This window comes from Solimonas aquatica, from assembly GCF_900111015.1.
Lineage (GTDB): Bacteria > Pseudomonadota > Gammaproteobacteria > Nevskiales > Nevskiaceae > Solimonas > Solimonas aquatica.
Map to the genome: position 1 here is coordinate 196418 of NZ_FOFS01000010.1, position 20247 is coordinate 216664.

Genomic DNA, 20247 nt, shown 5'->3' on the forward strand with positions numbered 1-20247 from the left:
CACGCAAATCGCGTGCCGCCTCATAACAGATGCCAGCCCAATAAGCGAGACCCGAAATGAAACGACTGCTCCCGCTGACCCTGCTCCTCGCTGCCGTGGCCACGCCTGTCGCGGCCGACATGTTCAAGGACCTCAAGGAGACGGCCAAGCAGACCGCCACTCAGAAGGCCGCCGAAAAACTCAATCTGCCGACGGCCGCCCCGGTCAATGCCAAGGTCTATCTGATTGCGCCCGCCAATGGCGCCACGGTGAGCAGCCCGGTGAAAGTGGTGTTCGGCCTGTCCGGCGCGGGCGTTGCGCCGGCCGGCGTGCAGAAGGAAAACACCGGTCATCACCATCTCTTGATCGACCAGCCAACCTACGACGCCACCCTGCCGCTGCCCGCCACCGACCAGATCAAGCATTTCGGCGGCGGTCAGACCGAAGCCTTGCTGGACCTCAAGCCGGGCAAGCACACGCTGCAGCTGATGTTCGCCGACTGGAAGCACCAGCCCTTCAATCCGGCGGTGGTGTCGGAGCAGATCACCCTCACTGTCAAGTAAGCCCGGCCCGGTTCACATCCCCCCGTCTTCCCATAAGCAGACAAGATGAAATCCACACTCGGCCTGCGTCTGGGTCAATCCCTGACCATGACGCCCGCGTTGCAGCAGGCGATCCGCCTGCTGCAGTTGTCCAGCCTCGATCTGCAACAGGAAATCGAACAGGCCCTGGAATCCAACATCCTGCTGGAACGCGAGGACGGCGTGGAACCCGTGGAAGCGGAGGTGGCCAGCGCCGAAACCGCAGAAGCGGCGGAGACCGCGATGGCCGCCAGCGAATCCGGCGGCGATCCCAAGAGCCTGGAGCTGGACAACAGCCGCGAGATTCCGGATGAAATGCCGGTGGACGCCAACTGGAGCGATGTCTTCGACGAGCCGCCCAGCGGCCCACGCAACAGTGACGACGACGAGCTGCACGATTTCCTCGAAGCCAATCTGCACGGCCGTGTCAGCCTGCACGAGCATCTGCTGGAGCAGGCACGCGTCGCCGATTTCGCCGGCGACGAGATCGACATCGCCGAGCACCTGATCGACTCCATCAACGAAGACGGCTACATCGAGAACTGGGCGGAGCTCAGCGCCCTGCTGCAGCGCCAGTTCGGCGTGAGCCTGGAAACCGTGGAAGCGGTGCTGGCCAAGGTGCAGGACTTCGACCCCACCGGCGTCGGCGCCCGTGACCTGGGCGAGTGCTTGAGCCTGCAGCTGGAACTGATGTCCTCGCGCACGCCGGGCATCGGCACCGCCATGCGCCTGATCAAGCAGCACATGGTACTGCTGGCGCGCCGCGACCCCGCCGCCATGGTCCGCGCCACCGGCCTGCCGATGGCGGAAATCGAACTGGCGCTGGCCCTGATCCGCACCCTGCAGCCGCATCCGGGCCGCCCCTTCCAGGCCCATGAGCCGGATTACGTGACACCGGATGTGTTCGTGGCCAAGAAGAACGGCCGCTGGGTGGTGAGCCTGAACCCGGAACACACCCCGCGCCTGCGCCTGAACCAGCACTATCAGGGCATGATCCGCCGCGCCGACAGCTCGCGCGACCAGCTGGTGCTCAAGCAGCACCTGCAGGAGGCGCGTTACTTTTTGAACAGTCTGGAAGCGCGCAATGAAACTCTTTTGCGGGTGGCGCAGTCGATAGTTGAAGAACAGCGCGCTTTCCTGGATTATGGGCCCGAAGCGATGCGCCCTATGGTATTGCGCGATATCGCCGAGCAGCTGGGCATCCATGAATCGACCGTTTCACGCGCCACAGCCAACAAGTACATGCTCACGCCACGTGGGCTGTTCGAGCTCAAGTTCTTCTTTTCCAGCCACGTCCAGACCACGGGCGGCGGCGTCTGCTCCGCAACCGCCATCCAGGCCATGATCAAACGCATGATCTCGGCCGAAGACGCCGTTCGTCCGCTGTCCGACGCCACCTTGTCGGAGCTGCTGCTCAAGGAGGGCATACAGGTTGCTAGACGTACCGTAGCCAAGTATCGCGAAGGCCTGGGCATCCCGCCCTCGCACGAGCGCAAACCGCCGACGTGACGCACGCCTGAGATGGGTGCGACGACGGCCAACCAAGTAGTACCCGTTGTATGCAAGTAAGGAGCGAGTCGATGAACCTGAATATCTCTGGTCACCATGTCGATGTCACACCGCCGCTGCGCGAGTACGTCATGGCCAAGCTCAAGCGCCTGGAACGGCATTTTGATCACCTGATATCAGCCGAAGTCATCCTCACCGTCGAAAAGCTCACCCAGAAGGCCGAAGCCACCATCCACGCCAGCGGCGCCAACCTGCACGCCGTGGCCAGCGAAGCCGATATGTACGCGGCCATCGATGTGATGACCGACAAGCTCGATCAGCAGACACGCCGTCACAAGGAAAAGCTGCGTGATCACCACCAGAAGGAAGCGCACAAGCGTATGGCGCTTTGAGTAAAATGAGCGGTCAAGGCCCGGCTCTTGCAGGCCGGGCTTTTTTTTGGCCCTTGAGGACCCCCTACAAAATGAAAATCGCCGAAATCCTGTCAGCGGATCGCGTCAGCAGCGGACCGAGCTTCACCAGCAAGAAGAAGGCGCTGGAAGAGCTGGCACAGCTGCTGGCCAAGGGCGCAAGCAATCTGTCGCCCAGCGATGTGCTGACCAGCCTGAGTGCGCGCGAGAAGCTCGGCAGCACCGGTCTGGGTCACGGCGTGGCCATTCCGCACGGTCGCATCGCCGGCGTGGAGAACAGCATCGGCGCGATCATGCGCCTCAAGCATCCGCTCGATTACGACGCGCACGACGGCCATCCCGTCGATCTGATTTTCGGTCTGCTGGTGCCGCACGGCGCCACCGAAGCACACCTCAAGCATCTGGCCGCCATCGCCGAGATGTTCTCCGACGAAGTGTTCTGCAAGAAGGCACGCGCCGCCAGCGACAGCCAGGCGCTCTATCAGCTGATCGCCGACTACAACCCGGCCTGACATCACGCCGGCCGCCACCGCCCGGCCTTGCCGCCATGCCCAGCGCCGCCGCGCAGAGCACCGTGCACGGCGTGCTGCTGCGCGTGATGGGCGTGGGCGTACTGCTCACGGGCGCCAGCGGCGTCGGCAAAAGCGAGCTGGCCCTGGAACTGGTGACCCGCGGCCACCAGCTGGTGGCCGACGACGCGGTGGAGCTGCGCCGGCATCGAGGTCGCCTGATCGCCTTCGCACCACGCCTGCTGCGCGGTTTTCTCGAAGCACGCAGCCTGGGCATCCTCAACATCCGCCGTCTCTACGGACCACACAGCATCGCCGCACGCTGCGAGCTGGAGCTGCTGCTGCGCCTGGAAGCACCGCAGCTGCTGCGCGACGATGGCCAGGAACGTCTCGGCGGTCGTCGCGGCAGCGTGGAACTGCAGGGCTTTCACCTGCCGGAAATCTCCATTCCGATCCGCCTCGGGCATAATCTCGCCGTGCTGGTGGAAGCCGCCTGCCGCGACCTGCGCCTGCGTCAGCAGGGCTACCGCGCCGACGACGATCTGATCCAGCGCCAGCAGCAGGAAATCCTCAAGGGCAGCAGAACCTCGAAACAGACTTGAAGTCGTGACGGCCGATCCCTCCCGCCCAGATACCGCAGCGCCGCCATGAAGCTGGTCTTCGTCAGTGGCCTGTCGGGCGCCGGCAAGACCGTGGCGCTCAAGCAGTACGAGGACATCGGCTATTACTGCATCGACAACCTGCCGCTGCACATGGTCGGCCCCTTCATCCGCCGCGCGCTCAAGCGCAGCGACGGCCGCTATGAACGTCTCGCCATCGGCATCGACGCACGCGAAAGCCCGCAGGAGATCGCGCGCTTTCCCCGCTATCTGGAATCACTGCGCGTACAGGGCGTGGAAATCCGCGTGATCTTCCTGCGCGCCGACGACTCGGTGCTGCTGCAGCGTTACTCGGAGACGCGCCGCCGCCATCCGCTGGCACAGGGCGAGCTGGGTCTGGCCGAGGCGATCCGCAACGAGCGCGCGCTGCTGGCGCCCATCGCCAATGTCGCCGACGCCACCATCGACACCTCGCTGAAGAACCTGCACGCCCTGCGCGAAGAGATCCAGGCGCAGGTGCCCGGCGGCGGCAAGCTCTCGGTGCTGCTGATGTCCTTCGGCTTCAAGCACGGCATCCCCGAAGACGCCGACTTCGTGTTCGACGTGCGCTGCCTGCCCAATCCGCACTGGCAGAACGAGCTGCGCCAGCTCAGCGGCTGCGACGCGCCGGTGGCCGCCTGGCTGGAGCAGCATGCGATCACCGGCCATCTGTATCAGGACATCCATGACTTCCTGCTGCGCTGGCTGCCCGAGTATGAGAAGCAGGACCGCGTATACCTGACCGTGGCCCTGGGCTGCACCGGCGGCCAGCATCGCAGCGTGTATCTGGTGGAACGTCTGGGCGAAGCCTTCCGTGGCCGCATCGCGCATCTGGCGGTGCGCCATCGCGAGCTCTGGGCCGGCGAGGCGGGCCAGTCATGAGCATCGGCGTACTGCTGGTCACGCATGGCAAGCTCGGGCATCACCTGCTCGACACGCTCACCGACATGATGGATCAGCTGCCGCTGGCCACCGATGTGCTGGAAGTGCGGCGCGTGCAGGCCCATGAGGTGCTGATCAATCAGGGCCGCAAGATGATCGAGCGCCTGGATTCCGGTGACGGCGTGCTGATACTCACCGATGCCTTCGGCTCCACGCCCAGCAATATCGCCAACAAGCTGGCCGTGGCACAGCGCGTACTGGTGATCGCCGGCGTCAATCTGCCGATGCTGGTGCGCATCTTCAATTATCCGCGACTGTCCCTGGAGGACATGGCCAGAAGCGCCGTGGAAGGCGGCGCGCGCGGCATCATCCTCTGTCCCCCAACGTCCTGAAGCACAGGAGCCTGAACCCGTGGAACGCAAGGTGCTCATCGTCAACATGCTCGGCCTGCACGCGCGCGCCGCCGCGCGGCTGGTGACGCTGGCGTCCAAATTCGAGGCCGATGTGCGGGTGCGCAAGGACAGCCGCGAAGTCAGCGGCAAGTCGATCATGGGCGTGATGATGCTGGCCGCCGCCAAGGGCACCGAACTCACCCTGATCGCCGAAGGCCCCGACGCCGCAGAGGCCCTGGACGAGCTGGAAGCCTTGGTGGCGGATCGGTTTGGAGAAGAAGCGTGAGGCCTCCGATGCAAGACCGGCGACAGGGCCAGCGACGGCGCGCGCCGGTCGGCACCTCTCCGGCCTCAAGCCGCGCGGAGCACTGCCCGGCATGAGCCTCTGGCTGACCGGCATCGGCGTCTCGCGCGGCATTGCCATTGCACGCGTGCAGAAGCTGCAGGCGGGCGATCTGGAGATTCCGGAGCGCGCGCTGGCCGCCGGGGAAGTCGACGCCGAGGTGATGCGCTTTGCCGCCGCGCATGGCATCGCCCGCCAGCAGCTGCGCGAGGTGCGCGCGCAGATTCCCGCCGGCACGCCCAGCGACATCGCCGCCTTCATCGACACCCACATCCTGATGCTCGATGACCGCTCGATCACCGACGGCACCGTGCAGACCATCCGCAACCAGCGCATCAACGCCGAGGCGGCGCTGCGCAAGACCCGCGACGCGCTGATCGCGGTGTTCGAGCAGATGGAAGACCCTTATCTGCGCACCCGCCGCGACGATGTCAGCCATGTCTGCGGCCGCATCCTGCGCGTGCTGCTCAAGTCCGAGCGCCAGCTGCCGCAGCGCAGCGGACAGACCGAACCCTTCCTGGTGGTGGCCGACGACATCACGCCGGCCGACATCATCCTGCTCTCCCAACAGCACGTCAGCGCCTTCGTCACCGAGTACGGCGGCCCGCTTTCGCACACCGCGATCCTGGCGCGTTCCCTGGGCATTCCCGCCGTGGTGGGCCTGCGCGACGCGCGCCGCCTGCTGCGCGACGGCGAGACCGTGGTGCTCGACGGCGAGGCCGGCCATGTGCTGGCCGATCCCGATGCGCTGGCCCTGGACTTCTATCGCGCCAAGCAGCGCGCGCAGGCGCAGTACCGCGCCAATCTGATCCGCCTGAAAGGCCGCGAGGCGATTTCGCGCGACGGCCTGCATCTGCGCCTGCTCGCCAATATCGAGCTGCCCGAGGATGCCAAGGTCGCGCAGGAAAACGGCGCCGAAGGCGTGGGCCTGTACCGCACCGAATTCCTGTACATGAACCGCAAGGATCTGCCCAGCGAAGAGGAGCAGTACGAGGCCTATGCACGCATCGTGCAGGCGGTGGCCGGACCGATCACCATCCGCACGCTCGATCTGGGCGCCGACAAGCAGGTGGACTCCGGACGCTCGCAGGGACCGACGCCGAACAATCCGGCGCTGGGGCTGCGCGCCATCCGCCTGTGCCTGAAGGAACCCGATCTGTTCCGCGTGCAGATCCGCGCGCTGCTGCGCGCCTCCAGCCTGGGCCGTGCGCAGATCATGCTGCCGATGATCTCCAGCGTGCAGGAATTCCGCCAGGCCTGCGCGGTGATCGATGCCGCGCGCCTGGAGCTGATCGCCGAAGGCAAGCAGCTGTCGGGCGAAGTGCCGGTGGGCGCCATGATCGAGGTGCCGGCGGCGGCGCTGGCCGCGCCCTGGCTGGCGCGCCAGGCGCGCTTCTTTTCCATCGGCACCAACGACCTCATCCAGTACACGCTCGCCATCGACCGCGTCGACGACGAGGTGAACTATCTCTATGACCCCCTGCACCCGGCGGTGCTGCAGCTGATCAGCCGCACCATCGAGGCCGGCAATGCCGCCGGCATCGAAGTGGCGATGTGCGGCGAAATGGCCGCCGACCCCAAGTACACGCGCCTGCTGCTGGGCCTGGGCCTGCGCGAATTCTCCATGCATCCGGAAGCGCTGCTGGAGATCAAGCAGATCATCATCGAGTCCGACGTCGGCGCGCTGCGCAAGGAAGTGGCGAGCCTGATGCAAAGCCAGGACCTACAGGAAATGCGCGAACGCATCAACGCCCTCGGCGGCCATTGAGCGGCACCCGGCGACCGCCGGAAAAAAATCCAGCACAGACGCATGCGCGCGAGCTAAGCTCGCGCCATCTACCGATGATCAACGCTCATGGCGGAACGCGCAGGCAATAGCGACGCGGTCGAGCGGCTGCGCGAGCGGCTGACCGGCGGCCGCCTGCTGTCCGTGCGTCGCGCCCTGCACGCACTCAATCCCGCCGAACTCGCCTCGCTGCTCGAATCCCTGCCGCCCCGGCATCGCCGCCTGGTCTGGAACATGGTGGAGCGCGACGACGAGGGCGAGGTGCTGCTGCACCTGGGCGAGGAAGTGCGCGCCGGCCTGATGCGCGAGATGGATGTGAAGGAGCTGGTGGCCGCCGCCGGCGATCTGGACATCGATGATCTGGCCGATCTCATCGAGCATCTGCCGGAGTCGGTGACGCAGCAGGTGGTCAAGGCCCTGGACACCCAGGACCGCGCGCGCCTGGAGCGGGTGCTGGCCTACGAGGCCGACAGCGCCGGCGGCCTGATGAACACCGACGCGGTCACGGTGCGCGGCGACGTCACGCTCGATGTGGTGCAGCGTTATCTGCGCCTGCGCGGCGAGCTGCCGCCGCACACCGATGCCTTGTTCGTGGTCGATCGCCAGGGCCACTATCGCGGGGTGCTGACCCTGGAGCGGGTGCTGACCCGCGACGCCGAGACCCTGGTCAGCGCCGTGATGGATGAGGAACGCACCGCCCTGCCCGCGACCCTGGCGGCCGAGCGCGTGGCGCAGCACTTCGAAGACGCGGACCTGCTGTCCGCCGCCGTCATCGACGAGCAGGGCCTGCTGCTGGGCCGCATCACCGTGGACGATGTGCTGGATGTGATCCGCAAGGATGCGGAACGCAAGCTGATGTCGCTGGCGGGTCTGACCGAGGACGAGGACATCTTCGCGCCGGTGCGCGGCGCCACGCGCCGCCGCGCGATCTGGCTGGGCATCAATCTGCTCACCGCGTTTCTGGCCTCTTCGGTGGTGGATCTGTTCCAGGGCACCATCAGCCAGGTGGTGGCACTGGCGGTGCTGATGCCCATCGTCGCGAGCATGGGCGGCATCGGCGGCTCGCAGACCCTGACCCTGATGATCCGTGGCCTGGCCCTGGGCCAGATCGGCTCCGGCAACACGCGCTTTCTGCTGCGCAAGGAACTGCTGGTGGCCGCGATCAACGGCCTGCTCTGGGCGCTGGTGGTGGGCGCGGTGGCGCTGCTGTGGTTCAAGAGCTGGCCGCTGGCGCTGGTGGTGGGCCTGGCCATCGTCATCAATCAGACCATCGCGGCGCTGGCCGGCATCTTCGTGCCGCTCACGCTCAAGCGCATGGGCATCGATCCGGCGCTGGCCGGCAGCGTGATTCTCACCACCTTCACGGATGTCTGCGGCTTCTTCAGCCTGCTGGCGCTGGGCACGCTGATACTGCTTTGACGCGGCGCCAGCGCGCCTGTTCAGCCGCGCGCTACTCCGGCACCCAGCGCTTGCCGAGTTTTCGCGCCAGCGTGCGCCGGTGCATGCCCAGGCGCCGCGCGGTTTCCGAGATGTTGAAGCCGGTTTCCGCCAGCGTCTCGTGGATGCGCTCCCATTCCAGGGTCTTGATCGAGGTCGGCCGCGCTGCCACCGGCGTCTCCACATCGCCCGGCTCGCGCGTGAATGCGGCTTCGATATCGTCGGTGTTGGACGGCTTGACCAGATAGTTGCAGGCGCCCAGCTTGATCGCCTCCACAGCGGTGGCGATGCTGGCAAAGCCGGTGAGCACCACGATCAGCATCTGCGGATCGTGCTGCGCGAGCGCCTGCACCACCGCCAGACCCGACTCGCTGCCCAGCTTCAGATCCACCACCGCGTACCTCGGCTGATGTTCGCGCAGCAGGGCCTGCACATCCTCCAGCTTGTCGGCCATCAGCACCTGGTAATCGCGACGCTCGAAGGAGCGCTTGAGGGTGCGCGCAAACGCCGCATCGTCCTCCACGATCAGCAGCTGCCTCGGGGTGTCAGGACTCATGCGACCCTCCAATCGCCAGCGAGGCCAGCGGCAGGCTCATGCTCACCAGCGCGCCGCCGCCGATGAGGTTCTCCGCCGTGACGCTGCCGCCCAGCTTGCGGATCACATTGACCACCAGGAACAGACCTAGACCGCCGCCGGGCTTGCCCTTGGTGGACTGATAGGGCTTGCCCAGCTGCGCCAGAATCTCCGGCGCGAAGCCCCGCCCGAAATCGCGCACCTGCATGCTCAGGGTCTGTGCCGTGCAGCGCACCTCGAAGGCCAGCCACTGCGGCGAAGCCTCCAGGGCATTGTCCAGCACATTGCAGATCACCTGCTTGAGCGCCGAGTCGGAGACGATGCTCAGGTCGGCAGGCAGCTCCGCGTCCTGATCGAAGTCGTAGTCCAGGGTCGGCACATGCCGCTTGGCGCGCCACTCCGCCACCAGTTCATCCATGAAGCGCTGCGGCGTGGTGATGCCCAGCGACTCACCGCGCGCCTCGCCGGCGGAGAGCAGAATGCCGGTGACGATGGTCTTGCAGCGCCGCACCTGCTCCTCCATGTCGCCGATCTCTTCCAGCAGCTCGGGCCGGTCGCGAAACTCCGGCATGCGCCGCCAGTCGCCGAGAATCACCGAGAGTGTCGCCAGCGGCGTGCCCAGCTCGTGCGCGGCACCCGAGGCCAGAAGGCCCATGCGCACGATCAGATCCTCTTCCACCTCGCGCTGGCGCAGCTCGGCCAGGCGCTCCTCGCGGCCGCGCAGGATCGAGGTGATGCGGTTGACGAAAATCACCAGCAGGCCGGCGTTGAGCGCAAAGCAGACCAGCATGCCCAGGATGTGCAGCTCGAACAGCGTGTAGCGGCTGTGCTCCGGCAGCTGCAGGGGCTGGTAATACTTGGTCAGCGCCGTGAAGCAGACCGTGGTCAGGCCGACGATCATCCAGGTCAGCCAGCCGTCCAGCAGCATCGCCGCCAGCGTCACCTGCAGCAGGTACAGGAACACGAAGGGATTGGTGGCGCCGCCGCTGCAGTACAGCAGCGCGGTCAGCACCGCCACGTCGCCGCAGAGGCCGAAGAAAATCTGCCAGCGGTAGACCGTGGCATTGCGCTGCGGGAAAAACAGGCTGAACAGGTTCAGGCAGATCAGGATGGAGATGACATTGGCCATCTGCACCAGAGGCAGCCGCACCTCGTACATCTGCACCACGTAGACGATGGTCAGGATCTGCCCGATCACCGCGATCCAGCGCAGCTGCACCATCTGGATCATGTTCTGCCGGCCGACGCTGTCCAGCGCCAGCCGGATCAGGGCGCTGCGCCGCGCCGCGCCACGTAGGGAGGATGCGATTGCCATGGCCGCCATGCTAGCGGCAGCGTCGGCGGCTTGCAGCGTGGTGGCGGGCTTGGGGGTGCTGCGGGGGAAGCAATCACGCCAAGACGCAAAGGACGCGGAGGCGCACAAAGCTCAGCAGTGGCGGCATCTGTGATTCCCGCTCGCGGGTGAATGGCAAGGAGCGGCGCCATAGCGCCCTTTTGCGCCTCGGCGTGATTCCTTCAATCAACGCCGGGCGCCGCGCCACTTCAGCGCCGCTCAGGCTCGCGGTAGAGCAGCCACAGCCCCAGCAGGGACAGGCCGGCCAGGCCAAACCAGGTGAGCGCGTAGACCAGATGACTGTTGTGGAAGCGGATCACGGTGAGTCCGCCCACCGGCCAGTCCTGCGTGGGCATGGCCTCGGCATCGACGAAGAACGGCGCGGTGTGCGCGGCGTCCAGCTTCAGGGCGGAGCTGATGGCGGCGACGTCGCGCGAATGCCAGCGGCCGGCGGCCGGATCGTTGTCGCGCAAAAACCCGCCGCCCGGCTCACTGCGGCGCAGCAGGCCGGTGACCACGTATTGCGAAAACCCCTGCCCGGCCAGGAACTCGCGGTGCGCGGCATCGACATAACCGCGATTGATCAGCACCACGCTGCCATCGGACAGGCGCAGCGGGCTGAGCACCCAGAAACCCGGGCCGCGCTCGGTGACGGCCTGGGTGAACACGGTCTGCGCCAGCAGCTCACCGGACAGCTGCAGGCGGCGGTATTCCTCCGCCCGGGCATCGAGCCGCGCCCAATCCGCCTGCGCATGCACCGGCGTCGGCATGGCGTGCACGCGCGCCTCGACGCGTGCGATCAGGTCCAGCTTCCACGCCCGCCTTTGCAGCTGCCAGCTGCCCAGCGCCAGAAATGCGGCGCAGAGCAGCAGCAGACCCAGCGCCAGCACGCGCCGGCGCCCGGGCGAGGTCACGGCATCTCGCGCATCTCGTGCGCGCTGCTCGGCATCATGTTGGTATTCATGTGATACATCACCCAGAGCGATCCGGACAGGGCGATCACCACCAGCACGCTGGTGAAGATCAGCGCCAGCATATTCCAGCCGCCCTCGGAATGGGTGTTCATGTGCAGGAAGTAGATCATGTGCACCACGATCTGCACCGCACCCAGGGCCAGGATGATCGCCGTGGTGGCCTTGTGATTGGCCAGCACATCGCCCATCACCAGCCAGAACGGAATGGCGGTGAGAATCACCGACAGCACGAAACCGATCAGATAGCTGCGCAGGCTGCCGTGCGCCGCGCCGCCCTCGCCGTGCTCGTGGCCGTGATCGTGACCGTGGACATGCGGCTCGTGGCCGGCTTCATGGTGCGTGGCGCTCATCGCAGCATTCCCATCAGATAAACGTAGGTGAAGACGCCGATCCAGACCACGTCCAGAAAGTGCCAGAACAGCGACAGGCAGCTCAGGCGCCGGCAGTTGGCGGCGGTGAGGCCGTGCTTGCCCACCTGCACCATCAGCGTGATCAGCCAGATGATGCCGAAGCTCACGTGCAGACCGTGCGTGCCGACCAGGGTGAAGAAGGACGACAGGAAGGCGCTGCGCTGCGGGCCGGCGCCCTCATGAATCAGGTGCGCGAACTCCTTGAGCTCCAGACCGACGAAGGCCGCGCCGAACAGACCGGTGATGGCCAGCCAGATCAGGGTTGCCTGCTTGCGGCCGCGCGCCATTTCCAGCATGGCAAAGCCGTAGGTGATGGACGAGAACAGCAGCATGGCGGTGTTGACCGCCACCACGTCCAGCTCGAACAGATCCTTCGGCGAGGGGCCGGCGGCGTAGCTGCCGCCCAGCACGCCGTACATGGCGAACAGCATGGCGAACACCAGGCAGTCGCTCATCAGGTACAGCCAGAAGCCGAGCATCGTGCCGTTTTCGACATGATGCTCGTGCTTCAGATAAAACTCCGGCGCGGCGCCCGGGGCGGTGACAGTGCTATGGCTCATGGTCGGGCCTCAGACGGATGCGAGCTGCTGCGTGCGCGCGTCTTCCACGCGGCGCACCTGCTCGGACTTGATGTAGAAGTCGCGCTTGTAGTTGAAGGTGTGGATGATCGCGGACAGCACCAGGCTGAAGAACGCCGCCGCGCCCAGCCACCAGATGTGCCAGATCAGGGCGAAGCCGCACACCGCGCTGATCGACGCCAGGGTGAAACCGGCCGCCGTGCCGCTGGGCATGTGGATGTCGATGAAGCCCTTCTGCGGACGCACATAGCCGCGCTGCTTCATATCCCACCAGGCGTCCTGGTCATGCACCACCGGCGTGAACGCGAAGTTGTATTCCGGCGGCGGCGAGGACGTGGACCATTCCAGGGTGCGCGCGTTCCAGGGATCGCCCGAGACATCACGCAGCGACTCGCGGTCGCGGATGCTCACCACCAGCTGGATCAGGAAGCTGAGGATGCCGAGCAGGATCAGGAAGGCGCCGATGGCGGCAATCACGAACCAGATCTGCAGCGAGGGATCATCGAAGTGGCTGACGCGGCGCGTCACGCCCATCAGGCCCAGCACGTAAAGCGGCATGAAGGCGAGCAGGAAGCCCACCAGCCAGAACCAGAACGAGCACTTGCCCCAGAACTCGTTGAGCCTGAAGCCGGCGACCTTGGGGAACCAGTAGGAGATGGCGGCGAACACGCCGAACACCACGCCGCCGATGATCACATTGTGGAAGTGCGCGATCAGGAACAGCGAGTTGTGCAGCACGAAGTCGGCCGGCGGCACCGCCAGCAGCACGCCGGTCATGCCACCGATCACGAAGGTGAGCATGAAGCCGATGGTCCAGAGCATGGGCAGCTCGAAACGGATGCGGCCGCGATACATGGTGAACAGCCAGTTGAACATCTTCGCGCCCGTGGGGATCGAGATGATCATGGTGGTGATGCCGAAGAAGCTGTTGACGCTGGCGCCCGAGCCCATGGTGAAGAAGTGATGCAGCCACACCAGATAGGACAGGATGGTGATCACCACCGTGGCGTAGACCATCGAGGTGTAGCCGAACAGGCGCTTGCCGCTGAAGGTGGCCACCACTTCGGAGAACACGCCGAACACCGGCAGGATCAGGATGTAGACCTCGGGGTGGCCCCAGATCCAGATCAGGTTCACGTACATCATCGGGTTGCCGCCGAGATCGTTCGTGAAGAAATTGGTGTCGACGTAGCGGTCCAGCGAGAGCAGCACCAGCACCGCGGTCAGCACCGGGAAGGCGGCGACGATCAGCACGTTGGTGCACAGCGCGGTCCAGGTGAACACCGGCATCTTCATCAGCGTCATGCCCGGCGCGCGCATCTTGACGATGGTCACGATCAGGTTCACGCCCGAGAGCAGGGTTCCGACACCGGCGATCTGCAGCGCCCAGATGTAGTAGTCCACACCCACGTCGGGGCTGTAATCCAGGCCCGAGAGCGGCGGATAGGCCAGCCAGCCGGTCTTGGCGAACTCGCCGACGAACAGCGAGAGCATGACCAGCATCGCGCCGGCCACGGTCATCCAGTAGCTGAAGTTGTTGAGGAAGGGGAAGGCCACGTCGCGCGCGCCGATCTGCAGCGGCACCACGTAGTTCATCAGGCCCGTCACCAGCGGCATGGCCACGAAGAAGATCATGATCACGCCGTGGGCGGTGAAGATCTGGTCGTAGTGATGCGGCGGCAGATAGCCGAGGTTGTCGCCGAAGGCCATGGCCTGCTGCAGGCGCATCATGATGGCGTCGGCGAAGCCGCGCAGCATCATCACCAGACCCAGGATGATGTACATCACGCCGATGCGCTTGTGGTCGATGCTGCACACCCACTCACGCCAGATATAGCCCCACTTGCCCAGCTTGGTCACCCAGGCGAACACCCCCAGGCCGGCCAGCGCGGTGCCGATGAAGGTCCAGAGCAGAATCGGCTCGTGGTAGGGAATGGCCGCAAGGCTCAGGCGGCCGAACAGCAGGTTCATGAGGTCGGAACGTTCTTGCATGGTCTTATCTCGTCACCGTGGCGGCAGCGGCCAGGGTGTTGGTGTCCGTCAGGAAGCTGAGCGTCTCGCCTTGCGGCTGCGCGCGGGTTGGGCTGGCTTCCACGGCGCTTCGCGCGGCCTTCTCCCCTGCGCCCTCGCCCGCGAGCGGGGCAAGAGCAGCCTGGCCACGCTCGCTCGCGCACAGCGACATCACGTAATCGCGACGGCGCTCCTCGTCGTAGCGCAGACGCGCCACGTTGTGGATGCCGGCCAGGCCCAGGCCGCCGCGCGCGTCGATGGCCATCATGTCGCGCATGCACATCTTGTTGGGATCGACGCAGAGATTGAGCACCTTGTCGAACAGCTGCGGCGCCACCTTGGCGTAGTAACGCACCGGATCGCGACGGCTGGGCTTCTCCAGGGCGCGATAGGCCTCGCGGCTGAGTTCGTCACCGCTGTTGCGCGCGCGCTTCACCCAGTTGTCGAAATCCAGTTCCGACATGCCCAGGAAGCGGAAGCGCATGTCGGAGAAGCCGGCGCCGCTGTAATTGGCGGAGAAGCCTTCGTAATCACCGGCGGTGTTGATCACCGCATGCAGCTTGGTCAGCATCGCCGGCATGGCGTAGATCTGGCCGGCCAGCGCCGGGATGTACAGCGAGTTCATCACCGAGGTGGCGGTGATGGAAAACTCGATGGGCCGGTCCACCGGCGCCGCCAGCTGGTTGACCGTGGCGATGCCGTAGTCCGGGTAGATGAACAGCCACTTCCAGTCCATGGCCACCACCTGCACCTTCAGCGGCGCCGGCTGCGGCTTGCTGGCGTCGGCGGCAACGGTCTGCTGCAGCGGCCGGTACGGGTCCAGGGTGTGCGTGGTGACCCAGGTGATCGCGCCCAGGGCGATGATGATGAGCAGCGGCGCCGACCAGATCACCAGCTCCAGGCTGGTGGAGTGGTTCCACTCCGGATCGTATTCGGCCTCGGTGTTCGAGGCGCGGTAGCGCCAGGCAAAAATCACCGTGAGCGCCATCACCGGCAGCACGATCAGCAACATCAGGATGGTGGAGACCACCACCAGATTGGCCTGACGCTGGGCGATTTCGCCGAAGGGTTTGAGCACGATGGCGTCGCAACCGCTGAGCAGCCCCAGCAGGGGCAGCAGCGGCAGAAAGCGCAGAAAACGGGCGGGCATGGAAGGTCGTAGCACTGGCAGCTTTGAGAATGGCCGCGACTGTAAGCAGCTCGCCGTCCGGCGGCGATTGGACGTTTTGTCCTATCGCCGCGGCGGCGCGCTTGTGCGAGGGTGTACGCTTGCCAAAACCGCTATTGCCTGTGCCGGAGACCGCGTCGCACATGTCCACCGTCAGCTCCCCCACCGCCCCCCCCGCCGCCCCGGCCCGCCACCACGGCGTGGCGCCCGGCGAGATCGCCATCGGCGTGATCATCGGCCGCGTCTCGGAGTTCTTCGACTTCTTCGTGTTCGGCCTGGCCTCGGTGCTGGTGTTCCCGAAGCTGTTCTTCCCCTTCGCCGCGCCGCTGCAGGCCACGCTGTATTCCTTTGCGCTGTTCTCGCTGGCCTTCGTGGCGCGCCCCATCGGCTCGCTGCTGTTCAAGTACATCCACGTCTGGTACGGCCGCGGCACCAAGCTGACCGTGGCGCTGTTCCTGCTGGGCACCAGCACTGCCGGCATCGCCTTTTTGCCGGGCTATGGCGAGCTGGGCGAGACCGCCATCGTGCTGCTGGCCCTGCTGCGCATCGGCCAGGGTCTGGGTCAGGCCGGCAGCTGGGACGGCCTGCCCTCGCTGCTGGCGCTCAATGCGCCGCGCGCCAAGCGTGGCTGGTACGCGATGATTCCGCAGCTGGGCGCGCCGCTGGGCTTTGCCCTGGCCGCCGGCCTGTTCACCCTGCTGACCATGAGCCTGGGCGAGATCGACTTCCTCGACTGGGGCTGGCGCTATCCCTTCTACGTGGCCTTCGCCATCAACGTGGTGGCGCTGTTCTCGCGCCTGCGTCTGGTGATGACGCCGGAGTTCTCCGAGCTGCTCAGCACCCGTCAGCTGCAGCCCAGCCCGCTGCGCGAGCTGATGCGCGAACAGGGCTCCAATGTGCTGATTGGCAGCCTCGCGCCGCTGGCCAGCTACGCGCTGTTCCATCTGGTCACCATCTTCCCGCTGTCCTGGGCCACGCTGTTCGCGCGCCAGGAGCTGAGCGGCATCCTGATCGTGCAGCTGATCGGCGCGGGCCTGGCGGTGCTGAGCATGATGGCCTCGGGCAAGATCGCCGACCGCATCGGCCGTCGCCCCACCCTGGCCATCGGCGGCATTCTCATCGCCATCTTCAGCGGCAACGTGCCGCTGATGCTCAATGGCAATGTGCTGGGCGGTTATGTGTTCATCCTGCTGGGCTTCGTGCTGCTGGGCTTCTCGCACGCCCAGGCCGCCGGCGCGGTGAACTCCGCGTTCGAAGCGCGCTACCGCTACACCGGCGCGATTCTGGTGTCCGACATGGGCTGGCTGTTCGGCGCCGGCTTCGCGCCCCTGGTCGCGCTGCTGCTGGCCGCCGAACTGGGCATGGGCTATGTGGGCCTGTACCTGTCGTCCGGCGCCATCGGCACCCTGGCCGCGCTGGGCATCAACCGCAGCCTGGAAATGCGCGACGACGAATCGGGCCCGAACGCGCCGGATTGATGTGACAGCCCCCTCTCCCCAAGCCCTCTCCCGCGAGGGGAGAGGGGCTTTAGACTGGATGGGGAATTGAAGGCTTCAAGCTCGAACGGCTCTCTTCCCCTCTCCCCTCGCGGGAGAGGGGTCAGGGGAGAGGGGGGCTCCGCTCAACTCCCCAACTTGTTCGGATCCCGCCACGCCCGCTCGAAGGGCAGACGCCAGGCATGCGGCGCAATCAGCTGGTGGATGGACTTCGGCCCCCAGGACTCCGGTTGATACAAGCGCACCGGCGGCGGTGAATCCAGCAGCGGCATCGACACCTCCCACAGCCGCTCGATGCCCTCGGCAGTGGTGAACAGCGTGCGGTCGCCGCGCATCGCGTCGAGAATCAGACGCTCGTAGGCTTCCAGCACCTCGCCCATCAGGCCGGTGTCGTGCATCGCGAACTGCAGGCTGAGCTTGTCCAGGCGAAAGCCCGGGCCCGGCCGCTTGCCGTAGAAGGAGAGCGACATCTTCGAGGCATCGGCCAGATCGAAGGTGAGATGGTCCGGGCCCTGCGCGCCCACGCCCGAACCCGGCGGAAACATGCTCTTGGGCGGCTCGCGAAAGGCGATGGAAATGATGCGCTGGCCCTCGGCCATGCGCTTGCCGGTGCGCAGGAAGAACGGCACGCCCGCCCAGCGCCAGTTGTCGATGAAGCACTTCAGGGCAATGAAGGTTTCGGTCTCCGACTCCGGCGCCACGCCCTGTTCTTCGCGATAACCCACGTACTGACCGCGCACCACGTCCGCCGGATGCAGCGGCAGCATGCTGCGGAACACCTTGTTCTTTTCCTCGCTGATCGGCCCCGGCTCCAGGGCCGTGGGCGGCTCCATGGCCATGAACGCGAGAATCTGGAACAGATGCGTCACCACCATGTCGCGGTAGGCGCCGGTCTGCTCGTAGAAGCCCGCGCGCTGCCCCAGGCTCAGCATCTCCGGCACATCGATCTGCACGTGATCGATGAAATTGCGGTTCCAGATCGGCTCGAACAGACCGTTGGCGAAGCGGAAGGCCAGAATGTTCTGCGCCGCCTCCTTGCCCAGGAAGTGATCGATGCGAAAGATGCGGCTTTCATCGAACACCTCGTGCAGCTTGGCATTGAGCGAGCGCGCCGACGCCAGATCGGTGCCGAAAGGCTTCTCCATGATGATGCGCGCGTCCTGCACCAGGTCCGCATCCGCCAGCAGCCGCACGGCGGAGAGCGCCGCGCTGGGCGGCACGCTCAGATAATGCAGGCGCCGGCTTTCCGCGCCGAAAGACTGCTCGGCTTTCGTCACCGCCGCCTTCAGTGCCGCCGGCCCGGCGGACAGCGGCACATAGTCGAGGGTTGCTGCAAAGGCATTCCAGGCCGCGTCGGAAAGCTTGCGACTGCCGAAGGCATCCAGGGCCTGGCGCGTGATCTGGCGGAAGCCATCGGCATCCAGCGCATCCAATGACACGCCGATGATGCGGCAGTCCGGAATGAAGCCGCTGGTGGCCAGATGGCACAAGCCCGGCAGCAGCTTGCGCTTGGCCAGATCACCCGTCGCCCCGAACAAGACCACCACCTGCGGGTGACGCGGACCGACACCGGGCGGAACCTTGGCCATGAACGCGCTCCTGAATTGCTTTGGGGCAGATGATTTCAGGGATGCAAGACGGGGGCCAGTGGCGAGGGGTGCGGGAGGCGGTGGGAGGCGGTGGGAGGCGGTGGGAGGCGGAGAATTGGGGCTGGTCAGCGGGGGCAGCGATGGGCAACGCAAACCCATCCGGACTTTTTTAGTCCGCCCTAAAAGCCGGACCGCGAACCAAGTCATTGTTTCGGCGGGAAGCTGTGCAAGGCTGAATTGAATTAGGCGGAAGGCGGGGCTAGGCTGAGGGCCATCTAAATCTAGTTGGGCCTAAAAGAATGAAAACCACAATCTCAATGTTCGTGTTACTAGCCGCGGCGACTGTGAGTCAAGTCAGTGTGGCCGCCCCTGTCGGTGATTGTGCAGGTACACCACCGGAGGCGGTCGTTGAGCTACCACCTCCCTTAAACTCGTGGGGGCAAATCGCGTGTACGCCGTATGGCCATATTCTCACCAATAAGGAGGGCTGGGTCTGGTCTAACCCAGGCTCATACTCACCGGTATTTGTGCCTTCTCAGATGGTCCGAGACAGGCCCGAGGAAGTCGGAAACAAGTCGTACTTTAAAAGCATCGCCATGGTCAAAGTCAGCGGCGCAGAGTTTGAAAGCGCCTACGGTGCCTTCCACACCGGGCTGGATAAAGACGAGGCAATCCCTGTCGGCTATAGGCTCGACGCAACATCGGTGTCCGGAAAGTCGCTGAAGCTTTACTTCTTCGACTATGGCAGTAGTGCGTGGGGCATTTGGTGCCGTGAAACTTGCGCAGCAGATTCAAGATTTATGCTCTTAAATATGGCGCAGCGGCCCAACAAGGCATTCAACCCGACGGCCTCGCCTTCGGCGAGCCCGCGGGTTAATTAAGGCGTTAGCGCTCATGAAAAACATCCAAGTCTTCGACGGTGCCCGGAACGCCGTGTATGACATCTTCTCTGCCACGGACGAAGAGTTCAATCTCATTTTTCCGGCTGGCCAGGATGTTGCGTTCATCGATGAGGTCTATGAGCGTGGAGACGCAAATCAATTGGACGCTACGTTCAACTTAATATGGACGCGGCGCATACCGAAGCGAGAAGCTCAAGGCATTCACGGGCTGCTCTTCTACGAATTGGACGAGAAGAAGATTTACTACCCCACAAGGAAAGATGAAGAAGCAACCAACCCTGATGGCGGCCGGCTTCGTTGAGAGAGCGGCGCTAACTAGCGGTTCAACGCGACGGGCCATAAAGCCGGCCCGCGCGTTAACCTGGCGTTGGGCGTCAATGAAAAATGCCGAGCGCTGAAACCTATAACCCCAATAACACGATCAAGCGGTCGGAGCGGACGATTCCTTCGGCTTAGTGGATACCCTGAACTAACCATTCAGGAGTCCTCAGATGCCCAAGCCTGGTCCAAGAACGACGTATCGATATAGCGATGAATTCAAAGCCACGGCAGTTCGCCTGAGCCAGCTGCCGGGTGTAGCGATACAGGATGTGGCCGAGTCGCTTTGCATCCATCCGTACATGCTGTCACTTTGGCGCAAACGAGCGCGAGAGGGATTGATCATGACCAAGGGCGTGTCGGTGGACAAAGGCGTTGCGGCCGAGCTCAAAGAGCTGCGCCGTGTGAAGAAGGCGTATGAGCAGCTCA

The 20247-nt window shown here is 65.1% G+C and carries 22 protein-coding genes; 14 read left to right on the forward strand and 8 right to left on the reverse strand.

Annotated features, from left to right (window positions below; all coding sequences use genetic code 11):
* Positions 1 to 56 precede the first annotated feature (56 nt).
* From BMY12_RS13705 to mgtE, 10 genes are all read left to right on the forward strand, one after another.
* On the forward strand, positions 57 to 542 hold the full coding sequence (locus BMY12_RS13705) for a DUF4399 domain-containing protein (RefSeq protein WP_093287275.1): 486 nt from the start codon (positions 57 to 59) through the stop codon (positions 540 to 542).
* 45 nt (positions 543 to 587) lie between these two features.
* Positions 588 to 2069: an RNA polymerase factor sigma-54 gene (locus BMY12_RS13710; protein WP_093287278.1), complete on the forward strand. Its 1482-nt coding sequence runs from the start codon at positions 588 to 590 to the stop codon at positions 2067 to 2069.
* Between the two features lie 71 nt (positions 2070 to 2140).
* Positions 2141 to 2461: a ribosome hibernation-promoting factor, HPF/YfiA family gene (gene hpf, locus BMY12_RS13715; protein ID WP_093287281.1), complete on the forward strand. Its 321-nt coding sequence runs from the start codon at positions 2141 to 2143 to the stop codon at positions 2459 to 2461.
* Between the two features lie 71 nt (positions 2462 to 2532).
* Positions 2533 to 2991: a PTS sugar transporter subunit IIA gene (locus BMY12_RS13720; protein WP_093287283.1), complete on the forward strand. Its 459-nt coding sequence runs from the start codon at positions 2533 to 2535 to the stop codon at positions 2989 to 2991.
* A 35-nt stretch (positions 2992 to 3026) separates the two neighbouring features.
* Entirely contained in the window at positions 3027 to 3590 is a 564-nt protein-coding gene (locus BMY12_RS13725; RefSeq protein ID WP_093287285.1) for a hypothetical protein, read from the forward strand.
* Between the two features lie 45 nt (positions 3591 to 3635).
* The gene (rapZ, locus tag BMY12_RS13730) at positions 3636 to 4508 is read left to right on the forward strand and encodes an RNase adapter RapZ (protein WP_093287288.1); all 873 of its coding nucleotides are present in this window, start codon (positions 3636 to 3638) and stop codon (positions 4506 to 4508) included.
* A complete protein-coding gene (locus BMY12_RS13735) occupies positions 4505 to 4900 on the forward strand; it encodes a PTS sugar transporter subunit IIA (RefSeq protein WP_093287289.1) in 396 nt (131 codons plus the stop codon). Before rapZ ends, BMY12_RS13735 begins: the two co-directional genes overlap by 4 nt.
* Before the next feature lie 19 nt (positions 4901 to 4919).
* Positions 4920 to 5186 (forward strand): HPr family phosphocarrier protein, encoded by a 267-nt coding sequence (locus BMY12_RS13740; protein ID WP_093287292.1) that lies wholly within the window; start codon positions 4920 to 4922, stop codon positions 5184 to 5186.
* Positions 5187 to 5277: 91 nt separating this feature from the next.
* Positions 5278 to 7011 carry a phosphoenolpyruvate--protein phosphotransferase gene (ptsP, locus tag BMY12_RS13745; protein WP_093287294.1) on the forward strand — a complete coding sequence of 578 codons (1734 nt, stop codon included), beginning with the start codon at positions 5278 to 5280 and terminating at the stop codon, positions 7009 to 7011.
* A gap of 87 nt (positions 7012 to 7098) precedes the next feature.
* Entirely contained in the window at positions 7099 to 8448 is a 1350-nt protein-coding gene (gene mgtE, locus BMY12_RS13750; RefSeq protein ID WP_093287297.1) for a magnesium transporter, read from the forward strand.
* 31 nt (positions 8449 to 8479) lie between these two features.
* Here mgtE and BMY12_RS13755 read toward each other — a convergent pair whose 3' ends face one another.
* From BMY12_RS13755 to cyoA, 7 genes are all read right to left on the reverse strand, one after another.
* Complete coding sequence (locus BMY12_RS13755) at positions 8480 to 9022, reverse strand: response regulator transcription factor (RefSeq protein WP_093287299.1); 543 nt, start codon at positions 9020 to 9022, stop codon at positions 8480 to 8482.
* Positions 9012 to 10355 carry an ATP-binding protein gene (locus tag BMY12_RS13760; RefSeq protein ID WP_245732510.1) on the reverse strand — a complete coding sequence of 448 codons (1344 nt, stop codon included), beginning with the start codon at positions 10353 to 10355 and terminating at the stop codon, positions 9012 to 9014. Before BMY12_RS13760 ends, BMY12_RS13755 begins: the two co-directional genes overlap by 11 nt.
* Before the next feature lie 227 nt (positions 10356 to 10582).
* Positions 10583 to 11287: an SURF1 family protein gene (locus BMY12_RS13765; RefSeq protein WP_218140198.1), complete on the reverse strand. Its 705-nt coding sequence runs from the start codon at positions 11285 to 11287 to the stop codon at positions 10583 to 10585.
* Positions 11284 to 11697 (reverse strand): cytochrome o ubiquinol oxidase subunit IV, encoded by a 414-nt coding sequence (gene cyoD / locus BMY12_RS13770; RefSeq protein ID WP_093287302.1) that lies wholly within the window; start codon positions 11695 to 11697, stop codon positions 11284 to 11286. Before cyoD ends, BMY12_RS13765 begins: the two co-directional genes overlap by 4 nt.
* A complete protein-coding gene (cyoC, locus tag BMY12_RS13775) occupies positions 11694 to 12317 on the reverse strand; it encodes a cytochrome o ubiquinol oxidase subunit III (protein ID WP_093287304.1) in 624 nt (207 codons plus the stop codon). Before cyoC ends, cyoD begins: the two co-directional genes overlap by 4 nt.
* Before the next feature lie 9 nt (positions 12318 to 12326).
* Positions 12327 to 14327 carry a cytochrome o ubiquinol oxidase subunit I gene (gene cyoB, locus BMY12_RS13780; RefSeq protein WP_093287307.1) on the reverse strand — a complete coding sequence of 667 codons (2001 nt, stop codon included), beginning with the start codon at positions 14325 to 14327 and terminating at the stop codon, positions 12327 to 12329.
* A gap of 4 nt (positions 14328 to 14331) precedes the next feature.
* Positions 14332 to 15495: a ubiquinol oxidase subunit II gene (gene cyoA, locus BMY12_RS13785; protein ID WP_093287309.1), complete on the reverse strand. Its 1164-nt coding sequence runs from the start codon at positions 15493 to 15495 to the stop codon at positions 14332 to 14334.
* A gap of 161 nt (positions 15496 to 15656) precedes the next feature.
* Here cyoA and BMY12_RS13790 point away from each other — a divergent pair, with 161 nt between their 5' ends.
* Positions 15657 to 16991, forward strand: coding sequence for an MFS transporter (locus tag BMY12_RS13790; RefSeq protein WP_093287311.1), 1335 nt, complete (start codon positions 15657 to 15659; stop codon positions 16989 to 16991).
* A 143-nt stretch (positions 16992 to 17134) separates the two neighbouring features.
* Here the strand turns inward: BMY12_RS13790 and zwf are convergent, their stop codons facing one another.
* Complete coding sequence (zwf, locus tag BMY12_RS13795) at positions 17135 to 18598, reverse strand: glucose-6-phosphate dehydrogenase (protein WP_093287314.1); 1464 nt, start codon at positions 18596 to 18598, stop codon at positions 17135 to 17137.
* Positions 18599 to 19194: 596 nt separating this feature from the next.
* Between zwf and BMY12_RS20515 the strand changes: the two genes are divergently transcribed.
* From BMY12_RS20515 to BMY12_RS20025, 3 genes are all read left to right on the forward strand, one after another.
* Positions 19195 to 19479 carry a hypothetical protein gene (locus tag BMY12_RS20515; RefSeq protein ID WP_218140199.1) on the forward strand — a complete coding sequence of 95 codons (285 nt, stop codon included), beginning with the start codon at positions 19195 to 19197 and terminating at the stop codon, positions 19477 to 19479.
* Between the two features lie 13 nt (positions 19480 to 19492).
* Positions 19493 to 19801, forward strand: a complete 309-nt coding sequence (locus BMY12_RS13805) for a DUF8220 family protein (protein WP_093287317.1) — start codon at positions 19493 to 19495, stop codon at positions 19799 to 19801.
* 190 nt (positions 19802 to 19991) lie between these two features.
* Positions 19992 to 20247: transposase (locus BMY12_RS20025; protein WP_143068958.1), on the forward strand; the 256-nt coding region annotated here is incomplete at its 3' end.